General features: G+C 73.7%; 21 protein-coding genes. 10 read left to right on the forward strand and 11 right to left on the reverse strand.

The features are described from left to right. Positions 1-253: 253 nt before the first annotated feature. The 7 genes from hpaD to ABT158_RS05780 are packed head-to-tail and all read right to left on the reverse strand — an operon-like array spanning position 254 to position 8,535. The gene (gene hpaD / locus ABT158_RS05750; protein ID WP_352351281.1) at positions 254-1,114 is read right to left on the reverse strand and encodes a 3,4-dihydroxyphenylacetate 2,3-dioxygenase; all 861 of its coding nucleotides are present in this window, start codon (positions 1,112-1,114) and stop codon (positions 254-256) included. Further along, complete coding sequence (locus ABT158_RS05755) at positions 1,114-2,550, reverse strand: aldehyde dehydrogenase family protein (RefSeq protein WP_352351283.1); 1,437 nt, start codon at positions 2,548-2,550, stop codon at positions 1,114-1,116. Before ABT158_RS05755 ends, hpaD begins: the two co-directional genes overlap by 1 nt. Further along, positions 2,547-4,034: a GMC family oxidoreductase gene (locus ABT158_RS05760; protein ID WP_352351285.1), complete on the reverse strand. Its 1,488-nt coding sequence runs from the start codon at positions 4,032-4,034 to the stop codon at positions 2,547-2,549. The genes ABT158_RS05755 and ABT158_RS05760 overlap by 4 nt, the downstream gene beginning before the upstream one ends. Continuing rightward, positions 4,021-4,707: an ABC transporter ATP-binding protein gene (locus ABT158_RS05765; RefSeq protein ID WP_352351287.1), complete on the reverse strand. Its 687-nt coding sequence runs from the start codon at positions 4,705-4,707 to the stop codon at positions 4,021-4,023. The genes ABT158_RS05760 and ABT158_RS05765 overlap by 14 nt, the downstream gene beginning before the upstream one ends. Continuing rightward, positions 4,704-5,393, reverse strand: coding sequence for an ABC transporter ATP-binding protein (locus ABT158_RS05770; RefSeq protein ID WP_352351289.1), 690 nt, complete (start codon positions 5,391-5,393; stop codon positions 4,704-4,706). Before ABT158_RS05770 ends, ABT158_RS05765 begins: the two co-directional genes overlap by 4 nt. Further along, positions 5,390-7,276, reverse strand: a complete 1,887-nt coding sequence (locus ABT158_RS05775; RefSeq protein WP_352351291.1) for an ABC transporter permease — start codon at positions 7,274-7,276, stop codon at positions 5,390-5,392. Before ABT158_RS05775 ends, ABT158_RS05770 begins: the two co-directional genes overlap by 4 nt. Then, a complete protein-coding gene (locus tag ABT158_RS05780) occupies positions 7,276-8,535 on the reverse strand; it encodes an ABC transporter substrate-binding protein (protein WP_352351293.1) in 1,260 nt (419 codons plus the stop codon). Before ABT158_RS05780 ends, ABT158_RS05775 begins: the two co-directional genes overlap by 1 nt. A 278-nt stretch (positions 8,536-8,813) precedes the next feature. Here ABT158_RS05780 and hpaE point away from each other — a divergent pair, with 278 nt between their 5' ends. Further along, the gene (hpaE, locus tag ABT158_RS05785) at positions 8,814-10,280 is read left to right on the forward strand and encodes a 5-carboxymethyl-2-hydroxymuconate semialdehyde dehydrogenase (RefSeq protein WP_352351295.1); all 1,467 of its coding nucleotides are present in this window, start codon (positions 8,814-8,816) and stop codon (positions 10,278-10,280) included. A gap of 74 nt (positions 10,281-10,354) precedes the next feature. Further along, positions 10,355-11,449, forward strand: a complete 1,095-nt coding sequence (locus ABT158_RS05790) for a glycerophosphodiester phosphodiesterase (protein WP_352351297.1) — start codon at positions 10,355-10,357, stop codon at positions 11,447-11,449. 105 nt (positions 11,450-11,554) lie between these two features. Here the strand turns inward: ABT158_RS05790 and ABT158_RS05795 are convergent, their stop codons facing one another. Next, positions 11,555-12,394: a DUF1206 domain-containing protein gene (locus tag ABT158_RS05795; protein ID WP_352351299.1), complete on the reverse strand. Its 840-nt coding sequence runs from the start codon at positions 12,392-12,394 to the stop codon at positions 11,555-11,557. Between the two features lie 67 nt (positions 12,395-12,461). Continuing rightward, positions 12,462-13,250 carry an SDR family NAD(P)-dependent oxidoreductase gene (locus tag ABT158_RS05800; RefSeq protein ID WP_352351301.1) on the reverse strand — a complete coding sequence of 263 codons (789 nt, stop codon included), beginning with the start codon at positions 13,248-13,250 and terminating at the stop codon, positions 12,462-12,464. A gap of 66 nt (positions 13,251-13,316) precedes the next feature. Between ABT158_RS05800 and ABT158_RS05805 the strand changes: the two genes are divergently transcribed. Together ABT158_RS05805 and ABT158_RS05810 are read left to right on the forward strand one after the other, a co-directional pair. Next, positions 13,317-14,087, forward strand: coding sequence for a MoaF C-terminal domain-containing protein (locus ABT158_RS05805; protein WP_352351303.1), 771 nt, complete (start codon positions 13,317-13,319; stop codon positions 14,085-14,087). Between the two features lie 12 nt (positions 14,088-14,099). Beyond that, positions 14,100-14,492, forward strand: a complete 393-nt coding sequence (locus ABT158_RS05810; RefSeq protein WP_352351305.1) for a nuclear transport factor 2 family protein — start codon at positions 14,100-14,102, stop codon at positions 14,490-14,492. A gap of 41 nt (positions 14,493-14,533) precedes the next feature. Here ABT158_RS05810 and ABT158_RS05815 read toward each other — a convergent pair whose 3' ends face one another. Then, the gene (locus ABT158_RS05815; protein WP_352351307.1) at positions 14,534-15,454 is read right to left on the reverse strand and encodes a TIGR03619 family F420-dependent LLM class oxidoreductase; all 921 of its coding nucleotides are present in this window, start codon (positions 15,452-15,454) and stop codon (positions 14,534-14,536) included. Positions 15,455-15,565: 111 nt separating this feature from the next. On the opposite strand from ABT158_RS05815, the gene ABT158_RS05820 reads away from it, so the two are divergent. From ABT158_RS05820 to ABT158_RS05845, 6 genes are read left to right on the forward strand one after another with little or no spacing between them, the layout of a single operon-like run. Then, positions 15,566-16,759, forward strand: coding sequence for an ABC transporter substrate-binding protein (locus tag ABT158_RS05820; RefSeq protein WP_352351309.1), 1,194 nt, complete (start codon positions 15,566-15,568; stop codon positions 16,757-16,759). After that, complete coding sequence (locus tag ABT158_RS05825) at positions 16,759-17,616, forward strand: ABC transporter permease subunit (RefSeq protein ID WP_352351311.1); 858 nt, start codon at positions 16,759-16,761, stop codon at positions 17,614-17,616. The genes ABT158_RS05820 and ABT158_RS05825 overlap by 1 nt, the downstream gene beginning before the upstream one ends. Beyond that, entirely contained in the window at positions 17,603-19,360 is a 1,758-nt protein-coding gene (locus ABT158_RS05830; RefSeq protein ID WP_352351313.1) for a branched-chain amino acid ABC transporter ATP-binding protein/permease, read from the forward strand. Before ABT158_RS05825 ends, ABT158_RS05830 begins: the two co-directional genes overlap by 14 nt. Continuing rightward, a complete protein-coding gene (locus tag ABT158_RS05835) occupies positions 19,357-20,067 on the forward strand; it encodes an ABC transporter ATP-binding protein (protein ID WP_352351315.1) in 711 nt (236 codons plus the stop codon). The genes ABT158_RS05830 and ABT158_RS05835 overlap by 4 nt, the downstream gene beginning before the upstream one ends. Next, on the forward strand, positions 20,064-21,632 hold the full coding sequence (locus tag ABT158_RS05840; protein ID WP_352351317.1) for an amidohydrolase: 1,569 nt from the start codon (positions 20,064-20,066) through the stop codon (positions 21,630-21,632). The genes ABT158_RS05835 and ABT158_RS05840 overlap by 4 nt, the downstream gene beginning before the upstream one ends. A 45-nt stretch (positions 21,633-21,677) precedes the next feature. Continuing rightward, positions 21,678-22,175, forward strand: a complete 498-nt coding sequence (locus tag ABT158_RS05845; RefSeq protein WP_352327198.1) for a MarR family winged helix-turn-helix transcriptional regulator — start codon at positions 21,678-21,680, stop codon at positions 22,173-22,175. On the opposite strand, the gene ABT158_RS05850 is transcribed toward ABT158_RS05845, so the two are convergent. Continuing rightward, complete coding sequence (locus ABT158_RS05850) at positions 22,150-23,379, reverse strand: cytochrome P450 (protein WP_352351319.1); 1,230 nt, start codon at positions 23,377-23,379, stop codon at positions 22,150-22,152. The genes ABT158_RS05845 and ABT158_RS05850 overlap by 26 nt on opposite strands. Positions 23,380-23,503: the final 124 nt, after the last annotated feature.

Consider the following 23,503-nt stretch of genomic DNA (forward strand, 5'->3'; position numbering starts at 1 on the left):
CGGAAGCCCGCGCCCGCCGGCGCTTCGACGCGACCGCCCAGAGCCCTCACCGGCTCCGCCCCCGGGGTCACCTCGACGATACGCTGGACGCCCGCTGTCATCCCCTCATCTTGCCCGACCACGAGCACGCGCGGCGTCCGGTCCCCCGCGCGGACGGCTCGTCCGCGCGGGGCGACGGAGGAGCGGGAGCCGGGCCACCGGGAGATCAGCCCCGCCATCCAGAACCTCCGTCTGTCCTATTTCACATATGATTTTAGATCTTATCGTACGCGGGCACGGGGAAGTCCACGACCACCTGCCCGGTTCCGGTCGAGCCGAAGTACGGGCACAACTGCTCCCCCCGCCCCTTGTACGACCGCCACCCCAGCAGCCCGAACAACATCGCCGTGTCCGCCATCGCGCCCTCCCCCGCGCAGCGCACGTTGTAGTCGGGCAACATGTCCAGGAACTCGCCGATGCGCCCTTCGGCCCACATGTCCAGCACGGCCATGTCGATCTTCCGGTTGAGCGGGCTGCTGACCTCGTTGAGCAGCGACTCGGCGGTCTCGTTGGAGGGGAAGGCGTGCGAGAGCGAGCCGCTGGCCAGGAAGGCGACCCGGCGGTCGCTCTGCCGGATGCCGCGCAGCAGCGCCTCGCCGATGCGCCGGTTCTCGTCGATCGAGGAGTAGACGTTGCAGCCGATCGGCAACACCCGCACGGCGGAGTCCTCGTTCATGAAGTGCATCGGGACCAGCGTCGCGTACTCCAGGCCCAGGTCGCGGTAGGTGTGCACGAGCGCCTTCTGCCCGCCGGCGGCGATCTCGGCGCGGATCAGCTCGGCCAGCTCGGGGTCGCCCGGGTAGTCGTAGTCCAGGTCGTGGATGAAGTGCGGCAGCTCGTGGCTGGCGTAGGAGTCGCGGTGTCGCTCCTTGCCGTTGAGGTGGAAGCCGATGCTGTTCATCCAGTGGGTGTCGGCGATCAGGTACGTGTCCACCCCCAGCTCCCGCGCCCGCCTGCCGACCTCGGTGAGAGCAAGCTCGGCGGGCCGCCGGATGCCGAAGTGCCTGCCCGGCTGGATCGACAGCCAGATCGACGGCACATGCGTGATCTTGGCTGCCAGGACGAGCTCTCCCATCACACCCTCCCCAGGTGCGTCCAGACGCCCTTGACCTCGGTGTAGGCGTCGATGGCGTACGGGCCCATCTCCCTCCCCCACCCGCTGGCCTTGTAGCCGCCCCACGTGGTCGCGGCGTCGGGCACATGGATCATGTTGATGAACACGGCTCCCGCCCGGATCCGGGCGGCCAGGCGGTGGGCGGTCGACAGGTCGTTGGTCCAGATGGAGGCGGCCAGGCCGTACTCCAGTCCGTTGGCGCGGCCGGCGATCTCGTCGGGGTCGTCGTAGGCCAGCACCGGGATGACGGGCCCGAACACCTCCTCGCGGGCCACGGCCATGGCGTCGGTCACCTCGGCGAACACGGTCGGGCGGTAGAAGAACCCGGGGCCCTCGGCGCGCCTGCCGCCGGTGACGAGTTGCGCGCCATCGTACAGCGCGCCGCGGACGTGGGCGTCCACGGCCATCAGGTGGTCCTCGCTGATCAGCGGGCCGAGGTCGGTGGCCGGGTCGAGGCCGGGTCCGACCTTGAGCGCGTCGGCCGCGGCGGCCATCTTCGAGGTGAACTCGTCGACGCGCTTGCGGTCGACGTAGAAGCGCGAGTACGCGGCGCAGACCTGGCCGCTGTTGAACAGCGCGCCCTGGACGTTGCCCGCCACCGCGGCGTCGATGTCGGCGTCGGCCGCGATGATGCTCGGGGTCTTGCCGCCCAGCTCCAGCGTCAGGCGCTTGAGGTTGTCCGCGCTCGCGTGCACGAGCGAGCGGCCGACCGACGTCGAGCCGGTGAAGGAGATCTTGTCCACGCCCGCGTGCCCGGCCAGCGCCGCGCCGGTCGCCGGGCCGCCGGTCAGCAGGTTCACCACGCCGGGCGGGAAGCCGGCCAGCGCCATCAGCTCCACCAGCCGGACCGTGGTCAGCGGGGTCTGCTCGGCGGGCTTGACGATCACCGTGTTGCCGCAGGCCAGGGCGGGGGCGAGCTTCCAGGCGGCGATCATCAGCGGGAAGTTCCACGGGGTGATGAGCGCGCACACGCCGACCGGCTCGCGCCGGGTGTAGTGCAGGGTGTCGGGGTACGAGACGGGCAAAACCGAGCCCTCGATTTTCGTACACCATCCTGCGAAATATCGGAAATGTTCGGCGGTGCCGGGGACGGTCACGTTCCGCGCCACCGCCAGCGGCTGGCCGTTGTCCCTGGTCTCCAGCTCGGCCAGCTCGTCGGCGTGCTCCTCCACCAGGTCGGCCACCTTCCACAGCAGCCTCGCGCGGGCGGCGGCGGGCATCTCGGCCCAGGCCGGGTCGTCCAGCGCGGCCCTGGCCACCGCCACCGCGCGGTCCACGTCGGCGGGGCCGGCCTCGGCGCACTCGGTGATGACGGTGGCCTCGGCCGGGTCCAGCGTGGCGAACGTCGCGCCGTCCGCGGCCGGGCCCCAGGCGCCGCCGATGTACAGGCCGGTCATGAGCCGATCTCCTCTCGCACCATGTCCGCGCACCGCTCGCCGATCATGATGGCGGGCGCGTTCGTGTTCCCTGACGTGACGGCGGGCATCACCGAGGCGTCGGCGACGCGCAGCCCGTCGATGCCGTGGACTTTGAGCCGCTGGTCCACGACGGTTCCCATGGCGCAGGTCCCGACCTGATGGTGGTAGGTCACCAAGGTCCTCTCTATGTGCTCGGACAGTTCACGGTCACCGGGATAGAGCTCCGCGCCCGCCCATTCCCGCAGTGCGGCGGCGTGGGCCAGCTCCCGGCACAGCTCGACGGCCGCGCGCATGCACGCGCGGTCGGCGGCCGCCTCCAGGTAGGCGGGGTCGATGTGCAGCGGGGCGTCGGGGTCGGCCGAGGTCAGCGCCAGGTGGCCCCTGCTCTCCGGCCGGACGATCCCGGCCATGAGCGTGAAGGCGTCCGGCGGGCCGGTCATGCCCTCGTCGTACAGCGGGATGTGGAAGAACAGCGGCTGCACGTCGGGGCCGGGCAGGCCGGGACGGCTGCGCCAGAAGAGCTGGCTGTGCATCGGCTGCAGACCGGGCATCGCGGGCGGCACGGGCCGCCGGGCGGCCACGATCACCGGGACGAGCGCGTGGTCGTGCAGGTTGCGCCCGACGCCGGGCAGGTCCTCCACCGCCTTGATGCCGTGCCGGCGCAGCTCGGCCGCGTCGCCGAGGCCGCTCAGCAGGAGCAGGCGCGGCGACTCGACGGTCCCGGCGCTGAGCACGACCTGGGCGGCGGCCCCGACCCGGTGCAGACGGCCGCCCTGGCGGTACTCCACGCCCACGCACCGCCGCCCGCGCAGGAGCAGCCGGCGGGCGCGGGCCCCGGTGCGGATCTCCAGGACGGGCCGGTCGCAGCGCGGGCGCAGGTAGGCGTCGGCCGTGCTGTGCCTGCGGCCGTGCCGGATGGTGAGCTGGCAGAACCCGGCGCCGTCGGGACGCTCGCCGTTGCAGTCGGGGTTGAACGGCAGGCCCTGCTCCACGGCGGCGGCCACGATCGCCGCGTTGACCGGGTGCGGCGTGTAGTCGGCGATCACCCGTACCGGCCCGCCGGCGCCGTGGTGCTCGCCGGGCCCGCGGTCGAAGTCCTCCAGCCGCTTGAAGTACGGCAACACCTCGGGGTACGACCAGCCGGGCCCCCAGGCGTCGTAGCCGGCCGGCGCGCCCCTGACGAAGATCATGCCGTTGAGCGAGGACGAGCCGCCCAGCACCTTCCCGCGCGGCCAGTGCGGACGCCGCCCGCCCAGCCGCCGCTGCGGCGCCACCCGGTAGTCGTAGTCCTCGCGGCCGCCCCACAGCCGGAACACCCCGCCGGGGTCGTGGATGTCGGGGTTGACGTCGGGGCCGCCCGCCTCCAGCAGCAGCACGCGCAGCGTCTCGTCGTCGGCCAGCCGGCGGGCCACCGCGGCGCCCGCCGAGCCCGCGCCGACCACGACGACGTCAAAGGTCTCCATCGCCCGCTCCCAGATAGGCCGAACGCAGCCGGCCGCGCAGTTCGTCCGGCGTGCCGCGCAGGACGACCCGGCCCCGGTCCAGCACGTGCACGCGGGTGGCCAGCTCCAGGGCGAGGCGGGTGTACTGCTCGATGAGCAGCACCCCGGCGCCGGCCTCGGCGAGCGCGGCCAGGGCGGGGACGAGCCTGGACACCACGGCGGGGGCCAGGCCGAAGGACAGCTCGTCCACCAGCAGGTAGCGCGGCCCGCCGGTGACGGCCTGGGCCAGGGCGAGCATCTGCTGCTGGCCGCCGGACAGCGTGCCGGCCCGCCGGTCGCGCAGCCCGGCCAGCTCGGGGAAGGCGGCCAGGGCCGGTCCCGGGTCGGGCCCGGCCACGCGCAGGTTGTCGGCCACGCTCAGCGAGCGCAGCACCCGGTGGCCCTCGGGCACGGCGGCCACGCCCAGCGCCCGGACGCGTTCGGGGCGCAGCCCGGTCACCGCGTCGCCGTCGGCGCTGACCGTGCCCGCCTCGACCGGCAGCAGCCCGGCCACGGCGAGCACGAGCGTGCTCTTGCCCGCGCCGTTCGCGCCGAGCAGCGCGGTGATCTCGCCGGGCGGCACGTCGAGCGTCACGTCGTGCAGCACCTCGCGCCCGCCCCTGCGCACGCGCAGGTCGCGCACCTCCAGGCTCACGGCGCCTCCCCCAGGTAGGCGGCGCGCACCCGCTCGTCGGCCAGCACCGCCGCGGTCGGGCCGGCGGCGACCAGCCGGCCGAAGTCCAGCACGGCCGTGGTGGCGCAGACCTCGCCGACGAGGGCCACGTCGTGCTCGATGAGCACCACCAGCGCCCCGAACCGGTCCGGCACGGCCGTCACCACCTCGGCCAGCGAGCGCGACTCCGCCTCCGACAGGCCGGCGGCCGGCTCGTCGAGCAGCACGATTCTGGGCGTGCCGACCAGGGCGCGGGCCAGTTCGAGCCGCCGCCGTTCCGGCAGCGTCAGCTCGCCCGCCGGGCGTCCGGGGTCGCTCAGGCCGCAGAACGCGAGCAGGCCCTCGTCCGGGCCGCCCAGGTGGTCGGCGGCCAGGCGCAGGTTGCCGGCCACGCTCAGCTCGGCGACCACCTGCTCCTGCTGGAACGTGCGGCGCAGCCCCCACCTGGCCCGCCGGTGCGGCGCGAGCGCCAGCAGGTCGGCGCCGCCGGCCGTGACCCGCCCGGAGACCGGCCGGACGAAGCCGGACAGCACGTCGAACAGGGTGGTCTTGCCCGCGCCGTTGGGCCCGATGAGCCCGCACAGGCCGGAGTCGAAGGTCAGGGTGACGCCGTCCAGCGGGCGCACGCCGCCGAAGCGCACCCGCAGGTCCTCGATCTCCAGCCTCATGCGGGCCGCCGCAGGTCCTCTAGCTGCCCGCCGATGCCGCGCGGCGCGGTGACCAGGGCGTGCACGGTGCCCGCGCCGAAGACGACGAGCATGAGGTTGCCGTCGAGCCCGGCGGCGTCGAGGGCGGCGGGCACGACCTGGCCGACGACGCCGGACAGCACCACGCCGGTCAGCCCGTACGCGCCGCCGACCAGGACGACGGCGAACAGCAGCACCGAGTCCGAGGCACGGAACGAGATCGGGTCCAGCCGCCCGGTGTTGGCGGCCAGCAGCGCCCCGGCGGTCCCGGTGACGAACGCCGCCAGCGCGAACGCCCACACCTTGTACCTGGTCAGGGCCACGCCGACGGCCAGCGCCCCGGCCTCGCCGCCCCTGATCGCCGCCCACGCCCGCCCCGGCCGCCCGCGCTGGTGCAGCACGACCAGGACGAGCGCGAGCACCGCGCACAGGACGGCGAACCGGAAGAACCCGGCGTCGGAGGAGGCCATCGAAGGGCGCGGCATGGCCTGCTGCGTCCCGCTGCCCGCCACCCGGCCGAGGAACCCGGGGCCGCCGTCGGGGAACCCGGTCGCCGAGAACGCCACCTGGAACGCCCCACCGGCCATGAGCGTCACCAGGGCCAGGTCCACGCCGGACAGGCGCAGCGCGGGCAGCCCGTACACGATGCCGACCAGGCAGGTGATCGCCCCGGCAGCCAGCACGACCAGCGGGAACGGCCACCCGGTGGCGAACGCCAGCCGCAGCGCCACCCAGCCGCCGACGCCGAGCAGCGCCACCTGGCCGAGCGAGACCAGCCCGAGCCGGGCGTACAGCAGGGCGATGCCCGCGGCGGGGATGACGAAGATGACCGCGGAGGTGAGCACCCGCACCCAGTAGCCGTCCACGGCCAGGGGCACGAGCACCGCCAGCGCCGCGGCCCCGGCGGCCAGCCCGAGCACCACGCGCAGCACCGAGCGGGCGTCGCCGGGCGGCAGCGGCCGGGTTCGCGCCGGCGGCGCGGACCCGGCGGGGCGCACCTCGACCGTGCCGCCGCGCCTGGCCCGCGCCCCCGTGCGCTGCAGCCACAGGATCGACGCGACGGCCACCGCGAACGGCGCCACCGACCGGTACGGCGCGGTCTGCTCCCACGCCCCGCCCAGGGCCTCGGCCAGCCCGATCGCCAGCCCGGCCGCCAGCGTGGCCGGCAGCGAACCGAAGCGGCCGACCACGCCCGCCGCCAGCGAGGCGATCACCAGGAAGGTCAGGGTGCCCGCCTCCAGCCGGGTCAGCGAGCCGAGCACCAGCCCGGTCAGCCCGGCCACCGCGCCGCCCGCGGCCCAGGTGACGGTCTCGACCCGCCGGATGGGCACGCCGAGCAGCGCGCTGATCTCGCGGTCGTCGGCCAGCGCGCGCATGGCGGTGCCGAAGGCGGTCCGGCGCAGCAGCACGGCGGTCCCGGCGGTCAGCGCCACGGCCAGCGCCAGCGCGAGCGCCTGGGTGAGGGTGACCCGCGCGCCGCCCACGTCGAACCCGGCCGTGTCGGTCGGCAGGGTGAGCGTGCGCGGGTCGTCGCTCCACGTCCAGTAGCACAGGCCGAGCAGCACGAGCGCGAGACCGAGCGTGCACACCGCCTTGACCAGCGGGTCGCGGGCGGCGACGAGCGGGCCGACCAGGCCGCCGTACAGGCCGGACAGCAGCGCCGACAGCAGCGGCGCGGCCGCCAGCGCGGGCACGACCGGCCAGCCGTCCTGCAGCAGCTGCCAGGACAGCAGCGCGCCGATCGCGCCGAGCGCGCCGTAGGCCAGGTTGAGCACGCCCGTGGCGCGGTAGAGCACGACGATGCCCACGCCCGACAGCGCGTAGACGGCGCCGAGGGCGAGCCCGCTGATGACGAACGGCAGCATCAGCCGGTCAGCCCCAGCTGCTTCTCCTCGCGCAGCAGCGGCGCGAGGTCGGGGTCCTGGGTCGGCGTGCAGTCCTTGATCTTCGACCAGCCGCCGCCCTTCATCGTGACGTAGCGGGTGTCGTGGTTGGCGTTGTGGCGGGCGGCGCGGCCGAAGTACCAGGGGGCGCAGAGCAGGTCGCTGCGGAAGCCCTTGACCTGCGACAGGGCCCGGCTCACCGAGGCGCGGTCGATCGTCCCGCCGGTCCTGGTCAGGGTGTCGACGAAGATCTTGGCGGCCAGGAAGCCGCCCTGGGAGAAGGAGTCGCGGGGGGCCTTGTCGTCGGCGTACTCGTCCATGACGCGGCGCCAGAGCTTGTTGTCGGGGGTGCCGGCGTCGAGCATGGTGAACTCGGAGTTGGACACGAAGCCCTCCCAGTAGGCGCCGACCTGGCCGGGGAAGGTGGTGTCGTAGCAGGGCGTCAGGCAGACGAAGGTGACCTTGTCCTTGAGTCCCTGCGCCTGGGCGGCCTTGAGGATGGCGGCGTCGTCGGGGGCGGGGTCCTGGAGGATGATCGCGTCCGGGCCGCCCCGCATGGCTTCGAGGAGCACGGCGGTGGCGTCCTTGACGCCGGGATCGTGCAGCACGTCGCCGGCCGAGGTCAGGCCCTTGGTCCTGAGGTAGGCGCGCACGCCGTCCTGGGTCCAGTCGCCGACGCCGGGTACCCGGTTGCTGATCTGGGCGACCCGTCTGGCGCCCTTGACCTCGACGGCGTACTGGGCGGCGGCCACGGCGCTGACCCTGGGGCCGGCGTTGACCGGGGCGATGCGCGGCGACTCGAAGCACGCCCGCGGCACGCCGACCGCGAGCACGTCGAACAGCCCGTTCTGCTCCCAGATCGGGCCGGAGACGCCGCAGGCGACGAAGCTGGAGCCGCCGACCAGGGCGACCAGGTCCCGGTTGCCGGCCAGCTTGGTGGCCAGGGCCGAGGCCTTCTGCGGGTTGAGGCCGTCGTCCTCGACCAGGTACTCGACCGGCCGGCCGCCGATGCCGCCGCCGGCGTTGACGCAGTCGAAGTACGCCTTGGCCGCCTTGGTGGCCGAGCTGAAGTCGATGCCGCCGCTCGCGGTGACGATCGCGCCGACGGTGATCGGGGTCCCGGTGGCGGGCTGCCCCGTGCCGCAGGCCGTTCTGGCGGCGCCGCCGTCCTGGCCGGTCCCGCAGGCGGAGACCACCAGAGCGATCGCGGCCCACCACATCAGGCGTCGTGGACATCGCATACGCACCCCTCCTCGAAGCGCCGTGCGTCCTGCCCCGATGGACAAATCATGTACGACATCAGATATTTCTGTCCATAGGTTCCCCATGTATCATCGACGATGTCCTATACGATTTGACGGGGTTGCGAGGGGCCTTCCGCTGGGCCTTCCACCTGGGAAGTCATCGTGGCGGGGCGGAGGAGGAGTGCCATGAGACGGCGGTCCGGCCGCACGCCCGACAGGGGATCGATCGCACCCGTGGCCGGGGGGCCGCCGTCCCAGTGCAAGGAGATCGCCCGTTGAACCTGGAGCACTACATCGGCGGGGCCCACGTGCCCAGCGTGTCCGGCCAGACGTTCACCTCGCTGGAACCCGCGACCAACCGCCCCGCGCTGACCGTCGCCTCCGGGGACGCCGAGGACGTCGACCTGGCCGTGCGCGCCGCGCTCAGGGCGTTCACCGACGGGCCGTGGCCGCGGCTGCCGGGCGAGGAGCGGGCGGCGGTGCTGCGCGGCATCGCGGCGGCCATCGAGGCGCGCGACGAGCGCATCGCCGAGCTGGAGTGCGGCGACACCGGGCTGCCCATCACCCAGGCCAGGGGCCAGGCCCGGCGGGCGGCGCACAACTTCCGCTTCTTCGCCGACGTCATCAGCAGCCTGGGCGAGGACGTCTACCGCGTCGGCTCGGCCCAGCTCAACTACGTCGTGCGCAAGCCGGTCGGCGTGGCCGGGCTGATCACGCCGTGGAACACGCCGTTCATGCTGGAGACCTGGAAGCTCGCGCCCGCCCTGGCGGCCGGCTGCCCGGTGGTGCTCAAGCCGGCCGAGTGGTCGCCGCTCTCGGCCAGCCTGCTGCCGGAGATCATGGAGGAGGGCGGGCTGCCGACCGGCGTGTTCAACCTCGTCCACGGCATCGGCGAGCGGGCCGGGGCGGCGCTGGTGGCCCACCCCGACGTGCCGGTGATCTCCTTCACCGGCGAGACCGCCACGGGCCAGACGATCATGCGCGACGCCGCCACCGGCCTCAAGACGTTGTCGATGGAGCTGGGCGGCAAGTCCCCGCTGCTCGTCTTCGACGACGCCGACCTGGAACGGGCGCTCGACGCGGCCGTGTTCGGCGTCTTCTCGCTCAACGGCGAGCGCTGCACGGCCAGCTCGCGGGTGCTCGTCCAGGACACCGTCTACGAGGAGTTCGTGGCCCGGCTCGCCGAGCGCGCCGCGCGGGTACGCGTCGGGCCGCCGCACGACCTGGCGACCGAGCTGGGCGCGCTCATCCACCCCGAGCACTACGAGCGGGTCATGTCCTACGTACGGGCCGGCGTCGAGGAGGGGGCCCGCCTGGTGGCCGGCGGCGGCCGCCCGGACGGCCTGCCCGAGGGCAACTTCCTGGCCGCCACGGTCTTCGCCGACGTGACGCCCGCGATGCGCATCTTCCAGGAGGAGATCTTCGGCCCGGTCGTCTGCGTCACCCCCTTCGCCACCGAGAAGGAGGCCCTGGAGCTGGCCAACGCCACCCGGTACGGCCTGGCCGCCTACGTGTGGACCAGCGACCTGCGCCGCGCCCACCGCCTGGCCCAGTCCGTCGAGGCCGGCATGCTCTGGATCAACTCCCAGAACATCCGCGACCTGCGCACGCCCTTCGGCGGCGTGAAGGCCAGCGGCCTGGGCAGGGAGGGCGGCCGGTACAGCATCGACGTCTACACCGAGGCGCACATCGTGCACGTCGCCACCGAGGACCTGCCGATCCCCCGCTTCGGCCTCGGCTGAACCCGTCCCGCCACGTCCTTCACTGTGCGCCCGGGCGTAACGTCCGGGCCACCTCGGCGGTCTACCGTGCCCGCATGACGACGCGCAGGTTGTTCGCGAGCGTGCTGGCCGCCGTCCTGGCCGGCGGTACGGTCGCAGTCGTGCTGACCCAGACGCCATCCGCCACGGCCGAGCGCCGCGGCCAGGCACCCGTCGTGATCGGTCACCGGGGCGCCAGCGCCCACCGGCCCGAGCACACGCTGCTGTCCTACGAGGCGGCCATCGCCATGGGCGCCGACTACATCGAGCCCGACCTCGTCTCCACCAAGGACCACGTGCTGGTCGCCCGGCACGAGAACGAGATCTCCGGCACGACCGACGTGGCCGCCCACCCCGAGTTCGCCGATCGGCGCACCACCAAGGCCGTGGACGGCCGGCCGGTCACCGGCTGGTTCACCGAGGACTTCACGCTGGCCGAGCTGAAGACGCTGCGGGCCCGGGAACGCGTGCCCGACCTGCGGCCGGGCAACACCGCCTTCGACGGGCTGGCCGAGATCCCCACCTTCGAGGAGGTCGTCCAGCTGGCGCAGCGGCACGGCGTGGGCGTCTATCCCGAGACCAAGCACCCGACGTACTTCGACTCGATCGGCCTGTCGCTGGAGGAGCCGCTGCTGGAGGTGCTGAACCGGCACCACGTGCGCAAGGCGTACATCCAGTCCTTCGAGACGGCGAACCTGCGCGAGCTGCGCGGACGGACCCGGCTGCCGCTCATCCAGCTCATCACCGCGGGCGGCGCGCCCTACGACTGGGTCGCCGCCGGCAGCACCCGCACCTACGACGACATGGTGACCCCCGACGGGCTGCGCGAGGTGGCCCGGTACGCCGCCGGGATCGGCGTGGACACCCGCCGGGTGGTCCCGGTGGACGGCGCGGGCGCGACGCTGCCCCCGACCACGCTGGTCCAGGACGCCCACCGCAGGCGGCTGGAGGTGCACGTGTGGACGATCCGCAACGAGAACTCCCAGCTGCCCGCCGACTATCGCAGGGGGAACCCGGCCGGCCCGGTCTACCCGCGAGCCACCGGCGACGTGGCCGGCTGGCTGAGCAGGCTCGTCGAGCTGGGCATCGACGGCGCGTTCTGCGACGACCCGGCGATGGGCCGCGCGGTGGTCGCCGGGCGCCCCTCCTGACCGCGGCGCGCACACGAAACGGCGGGCCCTCCTGATCGGGCCGCGCACACGAAACGGCGGGCCCCCGTGCCGGGGACCCGCCGCCGGTGCGCCGCCGGGACGGCCTCAGGTACGGCGCCAGCGGGACTCGCCGAAGCAGTAGCCCGCGAACAGCAGCAGCCCGAGCGCCACCACCGCGAGCAGCCACGGCCCCACCGGCGTGTCGGCGAAGCGCCGCAGGGTGGCGTCGATGCCGCCCGCCTTGTCGGGGTCGAAGGCGACCGCCGCGTAGCCGACGAAGACGCCGGCGCCGCCGGTGATCACGCCGCGGGCGATGTAGCCGGCCTGGCCGAGCCGTTCCATCACCTTGCGGGCCTTGGGCGACATGCGGCCGAGGTCGAGCTCGCGCTCGAACTTCTTGGTGACGCCCTCGTGGATCCAGTAGATGCCGAGTGCGACGATGCCGAGCCCGATCAGGCCGACGATGACCTGGCCGCCGGGCAGGTCGAGCAGCTTGCTCGTCAGGTTCTGCGACTGCTTGTCGTCGGACTTGGCCTGCCCGGCCAGCAGCACGCTCAGCAAAGTCACGCAGATCAGGACGTACACGCCGGTGCGGAAGGCCGACTGCGCGCGGTCACTCGCCTTGCGGTGGCTGAACAGCGCCTCCGACGCCTGCCACAACGCCAGCCCGGCGAAGCCGACCGTCATGATCCACAGCAGCACCTGGCCGAAGGGCAGTCCGGCGATGGTGGTGATGGCTCCCGACTTGTCGGCCTGGCGCGAGCCGTCGCCGAAGGCGATCTGCAACGCCAGCACTCCGATCAGCGCGTACAGCACGCCGCGGCAGGCCAGCCCGATGCGGGCCAGCGTGGTCATCGCCGGGCTGTCCGCTGCTCTGCGGGCCGCGTTCTTGGCCTCGCGGCCCGCGTCCATGGCGTCGCGGCCCGCGCTCTGTGCGGTGCTCACCGTTCCTCCTGGGGGTTTGCGGAAGAACTCCCCTTTGCCCGGGAAACGGGGTCCTAGGCGTCGGCGCTCAGTCGAAGGCGAGGGTGGGCAGGTCGACGGCGGTGGCGCCGCCGTCGGCCACGACCACGCTGCCGGTCATGACGGCGCTGTCCGGCGAGGCGAGGAACAGGCAGATCGCGGCGATCTCGTCGGCGGTGGCCGGGCGGCGCAGCGGCACGTCCTTGGTGACCAGCTCGTACGCCGCGTCGCGGGTGATGCCGTCCCGGCCGACCAGCACGTCCATCTCCTCGTCGGCCATCGGCGTGCGCACCCAGCCGGGGCACAGGCAGTTGGCCCGGACGCCCTGGGGCCCGTAGTCGCGGGCGATCGAGCGGGTCAGGCCGATGAGCGCGTGTTTCGTCGTGACATATCCGGATACGGCCGGGCCGGCGGCCAGGCCCGCGATCGACGACACGACCACGATCGCCCCCTTCGACCGCACCAGCGCCGGCAGCGCCTCCCGGCAGGTCACGAAGCAGGTGTTGAGGTTGGCGTCGAGGCTGAGCCGCCAGGACGCGTCGTCGGTCTCGCCGACCGGCCCGCCCCCGTGGCCGCCCGCGTTGGCCACCACCACGTCGAGCCCGCCGAAGCGGCCCAGGCACGCCTCGACCGCCGCCCGCGCCTGGCCGGTGTCGGACATGTCCGCGCAGGCCACGGCCGCCGCGTCGCCGAGGTCCGCGGCCACCTCGGCCAGCGGCCCGGGACGGCGGCCGGTCAGCATGACCGAGGCGCCCTCGGCGGCGAACCTGCGGGCGGTCGCCGCGCCGATGCCGGTGCCGGCCCCGGTGATCAGCGCGACCTTTCCCTTGAGCCTCATCGCCTACTCCTTTGCAACGGGAAGCTATATGATTTCATAGACGAATTCGTGGAGGAAGGAGCGGCCATGACCGATCGCCCTGCCGGTTGGAAGAACATGGACGATTTCGCGCCCGGGATCGCCACGAACCGCCTTCCGGCCACGTACGCGCTCGCGGGCACCGAGGTGGACCTCACCTTCGACGACGGCAGCAAGACGTCCCTGGCCTTCGCCGGTCGGTACAAGCTGCGCGCCGACGGCGGCCCCGCCGAGCCGTACGAGGCCGTGGCCATGCGCGAGGACCTGTTCTACGTCGGCCGCGCGCACACCGAGCGGCCCCGCGAGTACACGGTCACCGTCCTGCACACCAGCACGGGCCGGGCGCTGCGCGTGGTCTCGGTCATCGCGCCCGAGCCGGTCCCGGGGCAGCCGCGGGTGTCGCAGACGTTCACGCCCGGCGTGATCGAGGGCCGGGAGGTCACCGGCGAGCCGCCCGCGCCGACCCGCGAGCTGATCGGCCGGCGGGCCCTGTACCGCTACAGTCCCGAGCACCTCTACGAGCACGTCTACCTCAGCTCCGAGCGCTACGCCTGGCAGTGCCTGGCCGGCGCGCAGCGCGGCCACGGCGACGTCGATCTGTCCGCCGCCTGGAAGATCGCCGACGGCCTGTACGTGTTCGCCTTCCGCGAGTTCCGCATCCCGGTCGCGGCCACCTGGCTCTACGACTGGACGGCCCTGCGCACGGTCGGCACCTTCTTCGGCCTGTCGGGCGAGGGCGAGATCCACCACTCCCCCGGCGGCGCGCACATCGAGCCGCTGGGTCAGGTCACCTATCCGGCCGGTGAGGAACCGGTCTGAGGAGAAACACAGATGAGCGACAATCTCGACGCCGTACGCGCCTCCTACGCGGCCTCGGCGGCCGGCGACGTGAACGGCATCGTGTCCCTGCTGGGCCCGCAGGCCCGGTGGACGGAGATGGCCGGCTTCCCGTACGCGGGCACGTACGTGGGGCCCCGGCAGGTGCTGTCGGAGGTCTTCGCCAAGCTGGGCAGCGAGTGGGAGGGCTACCAGGCCGAGCCGGAGGAGTTCGTGGACGGCGGCGACGTGGTCGTCGTGATCGGCCACTACAGCGGCACCTACCGCGCCACCGGCAAGTCGATGAAGGTGCGCTTCACCCACGTCTGGCATCTTGAGGACGGCGTGGCCACCCGGTTCGAGCAGTTCACCGACACGGCCCTGGTCCGGGAGGCGCTCGTCCCATGATCCCGTCGCGCGGCCGGATGAGGGCCGGTCGCGCGACGTCCTCAGCCGGTCAGCTCGCCCACGCGGCGCATGACCTCGCGGCAGAACGCGCCCACGCCGTCCGGGTCGTCGATGAACTGCGACGGCTTGATGCAGAACGTGGTGTACCCCTCGGCCATCCGGGCCGGGATGTGCTCCAGGGCGGGGCCGAGCGGCGCGCAGGAGACGGCGTCGGGGAAGACGGCCCGTGTGCCGCCGGCCAGCTCCAGCTCGCCGATGTCCCGACCGGCCGCCTTCATGCCGTCGGCCAGGGCTTTCATGTCCTCGGCGGGCGGATAGCCGAGCGGGTTGAACCCGCTGCCCCAGCGGGTCATCCGGCGCAGCAGGTGGCCGCTCATCCGCGCGCCGCCGAACCACAGCGCGGGCCCGCGCTCCCGGTACGCCTTCGGCTCGAAGTACACCTCGTCGAACCGGTAGTGCCGGCCGTGGTAGGTGACCGGCGAGTCCCGCCAGAGCAGCTCCCAGATCTCCAGGTGCTCGTCGAGGAGCTCGCCGCGCCGCTCGAAGGGCACGCCGAGCGCGGCGTACTCGTCGCGGCTCCAGCTCACGGTGGGCAGCACGACGAGCCGGCCCTGCGACAGCAGGTCGAGCGTGCCGAGCTCGCGGGCCAGCGCCAGCGGGTGGCGCAGCGGGGCGAGCACCGCGGCGGCGGCCAGGCGCAGCCGGGTGGTGACCGAGGCGACGGCCGCCAGCAGGCCCAGCGAGTACGGCCACGGCGTGAACGGGTCCTGGTTGCCGGGCAGCGCGTACTCACGGGGGTTGGCCATGCGGCCCCGGGCGCCGGCGTCGGGGCCGAGCACGACGTGTTCGCTGATCATGACCGAGTCGAACCCGGCGTCCTCGGCCTCACGCGCCCACCGGACCAGCACCGGCAGGTCGCGGGCCGAGGTCATCGTCCAGTTCTCGGACAGCACGAGTTGCATGCGCGGTTGCATCATCTTGCATTCATACCCGAACGATCTTCATCTAGCTAGCTCTTGAACCCAATCGTTTGGCACCTTACGATCCCTCCAAAATCCGCAGAGAGGTCGCCCATGATCCCCATGAGGGCACTCGCCGTCCCGCTCGCCGTCCTGCTTCTGGCCGCCGGGTGCGGCCTGTCCGACGACCCGCCGGCCGCCTCGTCCGGCGCCGCCGGCGACGTCATCAAGGTGGGCGGCGTCAGCTCGCTGAGCGGCGCGGTCACCTTCCCCGACTCCTCGGCCGCCGCCAAGGCCGTCTTCGACCGGGTCAACGAGCAGGGCGGCGTCAACGGCCACAAGATCGAGTACGTCGGCGCCGACGACAAGGGCGACCCGGCCGCCGCCGCCCAGGCCGCCCGGGACGTCGTCACCAACCAGGGCGTGGTGGCGCTGGTCGGCTCGGCCAGCCTGCTCGACTGCGCCGTGAACGCCCCCTTCTACCAGCAGTCGCGGATCGTCTCCGTCCAGGGCACCGGCGTCGACCCGACCTGCTTCGAGTCCCCGGCGATCTCCCCGGTGAACACCGGCCCGTACCTCAACATGGCGATCAACCTCTACTACGCCTCCGAGGTGCTCAAACGGGACAAGGTCTGCCTGTTCCTGGCCATCCTCGGCAACACCAACGACGCCTACGGCGGGGCCGTGAAGAGCTGGACCGCGCTCACCGGCAAGAAGCTCACCCTGGACGACCGCACGGTCAAGCCGGACTCCGACCCGACGCCGTTCGTGCTGCGGGCCCGGCGGGAGGGCTGCCAGGCGGTCCTGTACAACGGCACCGAGCCGATGGCGATCTCCTGGATGAAGGTCGTCAAGCAGCAGGGCCTCAGCGGGATCGACTGGCTGATGACCACCGCCCCCTACACCGAGGCCGTCGCCAAGGCCCTGGGCGCCGACGGGGACGGCATGTACGCCAACGCCGAGTTCGAGCCGTTCACCGAGGCCGACTCGCCCGCGCTGCGGGACTGGCGCACGCTCATGACCGCCAAGAACGTGCCGCTGACCTCCTTCGGCCAGGGCGGCTACCTGGCGGCCACGTACTTCGTGGACACGCTGAAGACGATCAAGGGGCCGATCACCCGGGAGTCGGTGACGGCGGCCTTCCAGGCGCTCAAGCCCGTCCAGACCCCGATGACCGGCACCCCGTACGAGTTCGGGCAGGCCGCCAGGCACTTCTCCAACCGGGCCGGCAAGATCGTCCAGCTCAGGGGCGGCGCGTGGCACGTGGTCACCCGCGAGTGGGTGCGCTACCCGGGGACGCTCGGCTGATGCTCCAGGGCCTGGTCTCGGGGCTGGCCGCGGGCGGCACGTTCGCCGCCCTCGGCCTCCTGCTCACCGCCATGTACCGGCTGACCGCGACGGTGAACCTGGCCGTCGCGGCGACCGGCGTGGCCGGGGTGTACGTGATGGCCGCGCTCACCGGGACGGGGTGGCCGTACTGGGCGGCGGCCCTGGCCGGGGTGGCGGCGGGGGCGCTGGTGTCGGCCGGGTGCGGGTTCGTGATGACGCGCTGGTTCGCCGAGAGCGGGCCGCAGACCCGTACCGCGGTGTCGATCGCGCAGCTCATCGGGATCATCGCGCTGGCCTACATCGCCTTCGGCGACGAGCCGCGGGTGCTGCCGAACCCGGCCGCGGGCCGCGTCGCCACGCTGGCCGGGGTGGTGGTGACGCAGGGCGCGGTCGTGCTGCTCGCCCTGGCCGTGGTGATCGGCGCGGGCACCTGGCTGCTGCTCACCCGCACGCCGCTGGGCCTGCGCCTGCGCGCCATGGCCGAGCGGCCGGTGACCACGGAGCTGCTGGGCATCGGCACCCGGGCGCTCACCGTGACCGTATGGGCCCTGGCCGGCGCGCTGTCGTCGCTGGTGCTGCTGGTGGTGGCACCCGTGCGGTCGAGCGACATCCTGTCGCTGAGCATGCTCATCGTGCCCGCCTGCGCGGCGGCGCTGCTCGGCGGGCTGCGGCGGCTGGCCGGGGCGCTGGCCGGCGGCCTGGCGCTCGGGCTGCTCGAAGGGGTGCTCGCGGGATCGGCGGTGGTCCAGCAGTACCGGGACGTGGTGCCGTTCGCGGCCATCCTGCTGATCCTGGTGTGGAGCCGGCGGCGGGAGGTGTGGGATGCGTCCCGCTGACCGGCCGGTGCCGCGGTGGGCGGCCGCGGGCGTCCTGACGGCGGCGGGAGCCTACGGGCTGGCCGCCGGGCTGCCGGCGTACTGGGTGTTCCTGGCGATGTCGGCGGTCATCTCCGGGGTACTGCTGCAGAGCCTCGGCGTGGTGGCCGGGCAGGCCGGGATGGTGTCGCTGTGCCAGATGGCCTTCGCCGCCATCGGCGCCTGGACCACCGCCCAGCTCAACGTCTGGGGCGTACCCGGCGGCCTGTACGTCTGGCTGCCTCTCGCGGGCCTGGCCGCCGTGCCGTTCGGGCTGCTCATCGGCCTGCCGGCGCTGCGGCTGCGCGGCGTGCACCTGGCGATCGTCACGCTGGGCTTCGCCGCGACCGTGGACGTCGTGATGGCCGCGGGCTCCTTCCCCGGCGTGAGCCAGGGCGTGGTGGTGGGCCGTCCGGCGGGGCTGACCTCTGACCGCCAGTTCTTCCTGTTCTGCTGCGGCGTCTTCGCGCTGGTGGCGGTGGCGCTGGCGGTGGTGCGGCGGACCCGGCTCGGGGCGTCCTGGCGGGCGCTCAAGGAGTCCGAGCGGGCCACCGCGGCGGCCGGGACCAGCGTGCCGGGGGCCAAGCTGAGCGCCTTCGCGGTGAGCGCCTTCATCGCGGGCGTGTCGGGGGCGCTGCTGGCCGGGCAGCTCGCCATGGTGGTCTCGCGCAACTTCGACCCGGGGCAGTCGCTGGTCGCCTACGCGGTGGCCGTGATGGCGGGCGCCCACCACGCCGAGGGCGCGCTCGTCGGCGGGGCGCTGGGCGTGCTGGTGAGCGAGCTGCTGCGGCGGTTCGGCGTGCCGCAGCAGTGGGCGAACGTCGTCTTCGCGGTGGGCGCGGTGCAGGCGATGACTCAGGGCTCGGGCATGAGCGACGGCCTGCGCGCCGCCCTGCGCTCCCGCCGTGCCCACCGTGCCCGCCGCTCGCGCGGGTCCGGCGCCGGGCCGGACGTGCCCGTCGCGGCGGCCGGGCCGGAGCTGCCCACGCCCGGTCCGGACGGCCGGCCGCCGGCGTTGCGGATCGAGGGCGTCAGCGTGCGGTACGGCCAGGTCGTGGCCGTGGACGGCGTCGGCCTCACCGTGCTCGCCGGCGAGGTGCACGGGCTGGTCGGCCCGAACGGCGCGGGCAAGTCGTCCCTGGTCGACGCGATCAGCGGGTTCGTGCCCGCCGGAGGCGGCCTGGTCGAGGTCGGCGGCGTGGCCGTCGCGGGGGCCCGGGGCGGCACGGCGGTCCACCGGCGCGCCAGGGCCGGGTTGCGCCGCACGTTCCAGCAGGACCGGGTGCCGGTGGGCCTGTCGGTGCGCGAGTACCTGCGCTTCGCCGCGCGCCGCGCCCTCAGCGACGCCGAGCTGGCGGAGGTCCTGGCCGGGCTGGTGGCGGCGGCCCCCGGCGACCCGATCGCCGCGCTCGACGTGGGCAGCAGGCGGCTGCTGGAGGTGGCCGGGACGCTGCTGGCCCGTCCCGCGGTCGCGGTGCTGGACGAGCCCGCCGCCGGCCTAGGGCACGCCGAGAGCGAACGGCTGGGCGCCTGGCTGCGGCGGGTGCCCGCCCGGTACGGCGCCGCCGTCCTGCTCATCGAGCACGACCTGGACCTGGTCAGGGCGGCGTGCACGGGCGTGACCGTGCTGGACTTCGGCCGCGTCATCGCCCAGGGCCCGCCCGCCGAGGTGTTCGCCGAGCCCGGCGTCCTGCGGGCCTACCTGGGCCAGGAGCCCGCCGCGTGAGCGGGCGGACGGGAGGCGACCCCATGGACCTCGTGCTGCGGGACGTGACCGTGGCCAGGGGCGGCCAGCCGGTGGTCAGGGACGTGACGCTGACCGCCGCGCGCGGGCAGGTCACCGTGCTGCTCGGCCCGAACGGCGCGGGCAAGACCACGCTGCTCGAAGCGGTCTCGGGCGTGCTGCCCGCCGCCGGGGGCGAGATCGTCCTCGGCGGGACCACGCTGACCGGCCGCCCGCGCACCCACCGGGCCCGGCACGGCCTGGCGCACGTGGAGCAGGGCCGGGCCGTGTTTGCCACGCTCACCACGCGCGAGAACCTGGCCCTGGCCGGCGACCCCCGGCGCGCGCTGGAGCTGTTCCCCGAGCTGGAGCGGCGGCTCGACGTGCGGGCCGGGCTGCTGTCCGGCGGCGAGCAGCAGATGCTGGTCCTGGCCAGGGCCATCGGGACCGGTCCCGCGGCGCTGCTGCTCGACGAGATGTCGCTCGGCCTGGCCCCGGCCGTCGTGCGCCGGCTGCTGCCGGTGATCCGGCGGCTGGCCGACGAGGGCTGCGCGGTGCTGCTGGTCGAGCAGTTCGCGCACGCGGCCCTGGCCCTGGCCGACAGCGCGTACGTGCTGGCCCACGGCGCGATCACCTACGGCGGCGACCCGGCGCCGCTGCGCGAGTCGGATGCCGCGCTCAGGCGCGCCTATTTGGGAGATGATTCATGACGAACGCGGATCTTTTGCTGGTCAACGGGCGGGTGCTCACCATGGACCCGGCGCGGCCGTACGCGACCGGCGTGGCGGTGCGCGACGGCGTGATCGCGCACGTCGGCGACGCCGCCGGCTGGAGCGCGGCCGAGGTGGTGGACCTGCGGGGCCGCGTCCTGCTGCCCGGGATCAACGACTCCCACCTGCACGCCTGCGGCTACGGCCTGACCCGCCCGCCGTTCTGCGTGGACGTGGCGGTGGGGTCGATCGCCGAGGTGCGGGAGCGGGTCGCCGCCGCGGTACGCGCCGCCGGCCCCGGCGAGTGGGTGCGCGGGATCGGCTGGAACCCCGGCCGGCTGGCCGAGGGCCGGTCGCCGTCGAGGACGGACCTGGACGACGTCGCCCCCCACCATCCCGTCCTCCTCCAGGACTTCTCCGGCCACACGACGTGGGCGAACTCCGCCGCGCTGCGGCTGGCCGGGCTGCCCGACGACGGCGACGGCCTGCTGCACCACGGGGACCAGGGCCTCGTCCAGCGCCTGGTGCCGCCGCCGCCCGGCGGGATGACCCGGGTGCTGCGCGAGGTGGTGGCCGAGCTGAACCGGGCCGGGATCACCAGCTTCACCGAGCCGGGCCTCGGGCCGGGCGGCGGGGAGGCGTTCGCGGGCGGCATGGGGCCGGGGGTGCTGGGCGCGTACGCGGAGCTGGCGCGGGCCGGCGAGCTGACCGCGCGGGTGAGCGTGCTGGGCCTGCCGAGCCCGATGTCGGGCGCCTCGGTCGCCGACACCGCCGCCTACCTCGACCGCCTGCCGGACGACCTGGACGGCGTGGACGAGCGGCTGGTCCGGCTGCTGGGCGTGAAGGTGTTCGCCGACGGGATCCCGCCGTCGGAGACGGCCTGGATGCGGGAGGCGTACCCGTCGGGCGGGCACGGCTCGCTGTGCACGCACGGCGGCACGGACGCCGAGCGGGTCGCCGAGCTGGACGAGATCCTGCGCCTGGTGCACGTGGCCGGCCTGCAGGCGGGCGTGCACGTGGTGGGCAGCCGGGGCGTGGACGCCGTCGTGGACGCGCTGGCCGCGATCTCCCGCGAGCACCCGAGGGCCGACCCCCGCCACTACGTGATCCACGGCCAGTTCGCCTCGAAGCAGGCGCTGGCCACGCTCGGCGAGCTGGGCTACGGGATCAACCTCCAGCCGGTGCTGCAGCGCGTCGAGTCGGGCACCACGCGCGAGCTGTTCGGCGCGCGGGCGGCCGAGCAGGAGTGGCCGGCCCGCTCGGCGATCGACGCGGGCGTGCTGACCGCGTGCAGCTCCGACGCGCCGGTGACCGCGCCGGACTGGCGGGCGGGCGTGGCGGCGCTGGTCGCCCGCGACGGCGAGGGGATCTCGCTCGCCGAGGCCCTGGCCACCTATACGATCGCCGGAGCGCGGCAGGACTTCGCCGAAGGCTGGAAGGGCACGCTCACCCCGGGCAAGGTCGCCGACCTGTGCGTCAGCGCGGCGACGGCGGACGACGACGTCGTGGCCGCGCCGGTGGACCTCACGGTGTTCGGCGGTCGGGTCGTTTGGTCCCGTTCGTGAGCGGCGCACGTGAAGATTGTTAGGTACCGAATATACTTTCGTGCCATGACGGGACACCACACGCTGCGCCAGACCGAGGAGGCCATCGGCCAGCGGCTGGGCGACCTCAACATCGACTTCGAGGCCATGTGGGCGGTGTCGAACGTCTACCGCGCCTCCTCGGCCATCCGCAACCACCTGGAGCAGACCGTCCTGCGCGACACCGGCCTGACCTGGACGGGGTTCGTGGTGATGTGGGTGGTGTGGATCTGGGGCGAGAGCGAGACCCGCCACGTCGCCGCCGAGGCGGGCATCTCCAAGGGCACGCTCACGGGCGTGGTCAAGACCCTGGAGTCCTACCGTCACCTGCGGCGCTTCCCGCATCCCACGGACGGCCGCCGGGTCATGCTGGCGCTCACCGCGACCGGCGAGCGGCTGATGCGCGAGCTGTTCCCGGAGTTCAACCGGCAGGAGGCGTTCGTGGTCAAGGAGCTCGACAGCGATCAGCGGCGCGAGCTGGCCGGCTCGCTCAGGCGCGTCATGGAGCACCTGGAGAGCATCTGACCGGCAGCTCCTTGATGCCGTTGACGAAGTTCGAGCGGATCCTGCGCACCTCGCCGGCGAGCTCGATCGACGACAGGCGCGGCAGCAGCTCCTCGAACAGCACCCGGATCTCCAGCCTGGCCAGCGCGCCGCCGAGGCAGTAGTGCGGGCCGCCCCTGCCGAACGTCAGGTGCTCGTCGGCGTCCCTGCCCACGTCGAACCGGTACGGGGCAGGGAAGACGCGTTCGTCCCTGTTGCCCGAGGCGTACCACATGACGACCTTGTCGCCGGCGGCGACGCGGCGGCCGTGCAGGGTGACGTCGCGGGTGGCGGTGCGGCGGAAGTGGTAGACGGGCGAGGCCCAGCGCAGGAACTCGTCCACGGCCCGGGGCATCAGCGCCGGGTCGGCGCGCAGCCGGTCGAGCTGGTCGGGGTGCTCCATGAGGGCGAGCATGGCGTGCGAGACGGCGTGCCTGGTCGTCTCGTTCCCGGCCACGACCAGCAGCAGGAAGTAGTTGTCGAAGTCGCGCTCCGACAGCGGCAGGCCGTCCACGGGCTCCTGGTTGACGAGCCTGCTGACCAGGTCCGTGCCGTGGCCGCCGCGGCGGCGGGCGGCCAGCTCGCGGCCGTACTCGAAGACCTCCAGGGAGGCCGGGCTGCGGAAGGGCAGGTCCTTGAACTCCTCGCTGTCGCGCAGCCGCTCCGGGTCGGTGTTCTCGATGATCTGGTTGCCCCAGTCGATGAGCCGCTGGGTGTCGGGCACGTCGAGCATGCGGGCCAGCACGTTGATCGGGAAGTCGGCGGCGACCTCCTTGACGAAGTCGAACTCGCCCTTGGGCAGGGCGGCGTCCAGGGTCGTGGCGGTCAGGCCGCGCAGGAACACCTCGTAGCCGGCCACCGCCCTGGCCGAGAAGTCGCGCAGCAGCAGCCGCCGCAGCGCGTGGTGGCGGGGGCCGTCGGTCTCCAGCAGGGAACGGCGGATCGCGGCCTGCCGCTCGTCCACCTCCTCCAGGTTGGTGAAGCCCTCGGAGGTGAACGTCTCCGGGTCGCGGCCGACGGCCACGATGTCGGCGTGCCTGGTGACCGCCCAGAAGCCGCTGCCGTGCCCGTGCTCGTCCTGCCAGTGGACGGGCGACTGCTCGCGCAGCACGTCGAACATGCGCCAGGGGGTCACTCCGTCGGTGAACCGGCCGGGGTCGGCGAGGTCGACGTCTGCCAGGCGCATGGCTCTCCTTCACCTTGTTCGGCCACAAACATTACGGCTGGCGACATATCCCGACAAGGGTTGTTGGATGGTCGTACGGACGCTAATGAGTGCCGCGGCCGGCGTGCCGTTGCCCTGAGCCGCC

The sequence above is a fragment of the Nonomuraea sp. NPDC001636 genome, assembly GCF_040298265.1.
In the GTDB taxonomy this organism is placed as follows: Bacteria; Actinomycetota; Actinomycetes; order Streptosporangiales; family Streptosporangiaceae; genus Nonomuraea.

Bases quoted from the DNA above. Each gene is read 5' to 3' on its own strand.
- ABT158_RS05850 (WP_352351319.1), bottom strand. From the start codon at position 23,379: ATGCGCCTGGCAGACGTCGACCTCGCCGACCCCGGCCGGTTCACCGAC.
- ABT158_RS05800 (WP_352351301.1), bottom strand. From the start codon at position 13,250: ATGAGGCTCAAGGGAAAGGTCGCGCTGATCACCGGGGCCGGCACCGGC.
- ABT158_RS05775 (WP_352351291.1), bottom strand. From the start codon at position 7,276: ATGCTGCCGTTCGTCATCAGCGGGCTCGCCCTCGGCGCCGTCTACGCG.
- ABT158_RS05760 (WP_352351285.1), bottom strand. From the start codon at position 4,034: ATGGAGACCTTTGACGTCGTCGTGGTCGGCGCGGGCTCGGCGGGCGCC.
- ABT158_RS05810 (WP_352351305.1), top strand. From the start codon at position 14,100: ATGAGCGACAATCTCGACGCCGTACGCGCCTCCTACGCGGCCTCGGCG.
- hpaD (WP_352351281.1), bottom strand. From the start codon at position 1,114: ATGGGAGAGCTCGTCCTGGCAGCCAAGATCACGCATGTGCCGTCGATC.
- ABT158_RS05840 (WP_352351317.1), top strand. From the start codon at position 20,064: ATGACGAACGCGGATCTTTTGCTGGTCAACGGGCGGGTGCTCACCATG.
- ABT158_RS05845 (WP_352327198.1), top strand. From the start codon at position 21,678: ATGACGGGACACCACACGCTGCGCCAGACCGAGGAGGCCATCGGCCAG.
- ABT158_RS05805 (WP_352351303.1), top strand. From the start codon at position 13,317: ATGACCGATCGCCCTGCCGGTTGGAAGAACATGGACGATTTCGCGCCC.
- ABT158_RS05820 (WP_352351309.1), top strand. From the start codon at position 15,566: ATGATCCCCATGAGGGCACTCGCCGTCCCGCTCGCCGTCCTGCTTCTG.
- ABT158_RS05830 (WP_352351313.1), top strand. From the start codon at position 17,603: ATGCGTCCCGCTGACCGGCCGGTGCCGCGGTGGGCGGCCGCGGGCGTC.
- ABT158_RS05790 (WP_352351297.1), top strand. From the start codon at position 10,355: ATGACGACGCGCAGGTTGTTCGCGAGCGTGCTGGCCGCCGTCCTGGCC.
- ABT158_RS05780 (WP_352351293.1), bottom strand. From the start codon at position 8,535: ATGCGATGTCCACGACGCCTGATGTGGTGGGCCGCGATCGCTCTGGTG.
- ABT158_RS05815 (WP_352351307.1), bottom strand. From the start codon at position 15,454: ATGCAACTCGTGCTGTCCGAGAACTGGACGATGACCTCGGCCCGCGAC.
- ABT158_RS05825 (WP_352351311.1), top strand. From the start codon at position 16,759: ATGCTCCAGGGCCTGGTCTCGGGGCTGGCCGCGGGCGGCACGTTCGCC.
- ABT158_RS05770 (WP_352351289.1), bottom strand. From the start codon at position 5,393: ATGAGGCTGGAGATCGAGGACCTGCGGGTGCGCTTCGGCGGCGTGCGC.
- ABT158_RS05755 (WP_352351283.1), bottom strand. From the start codon at position 2,550: ATGACCGGCCTGTACATCGGCGGCGCCTGGGGCCCGGCCGCGGACGGC.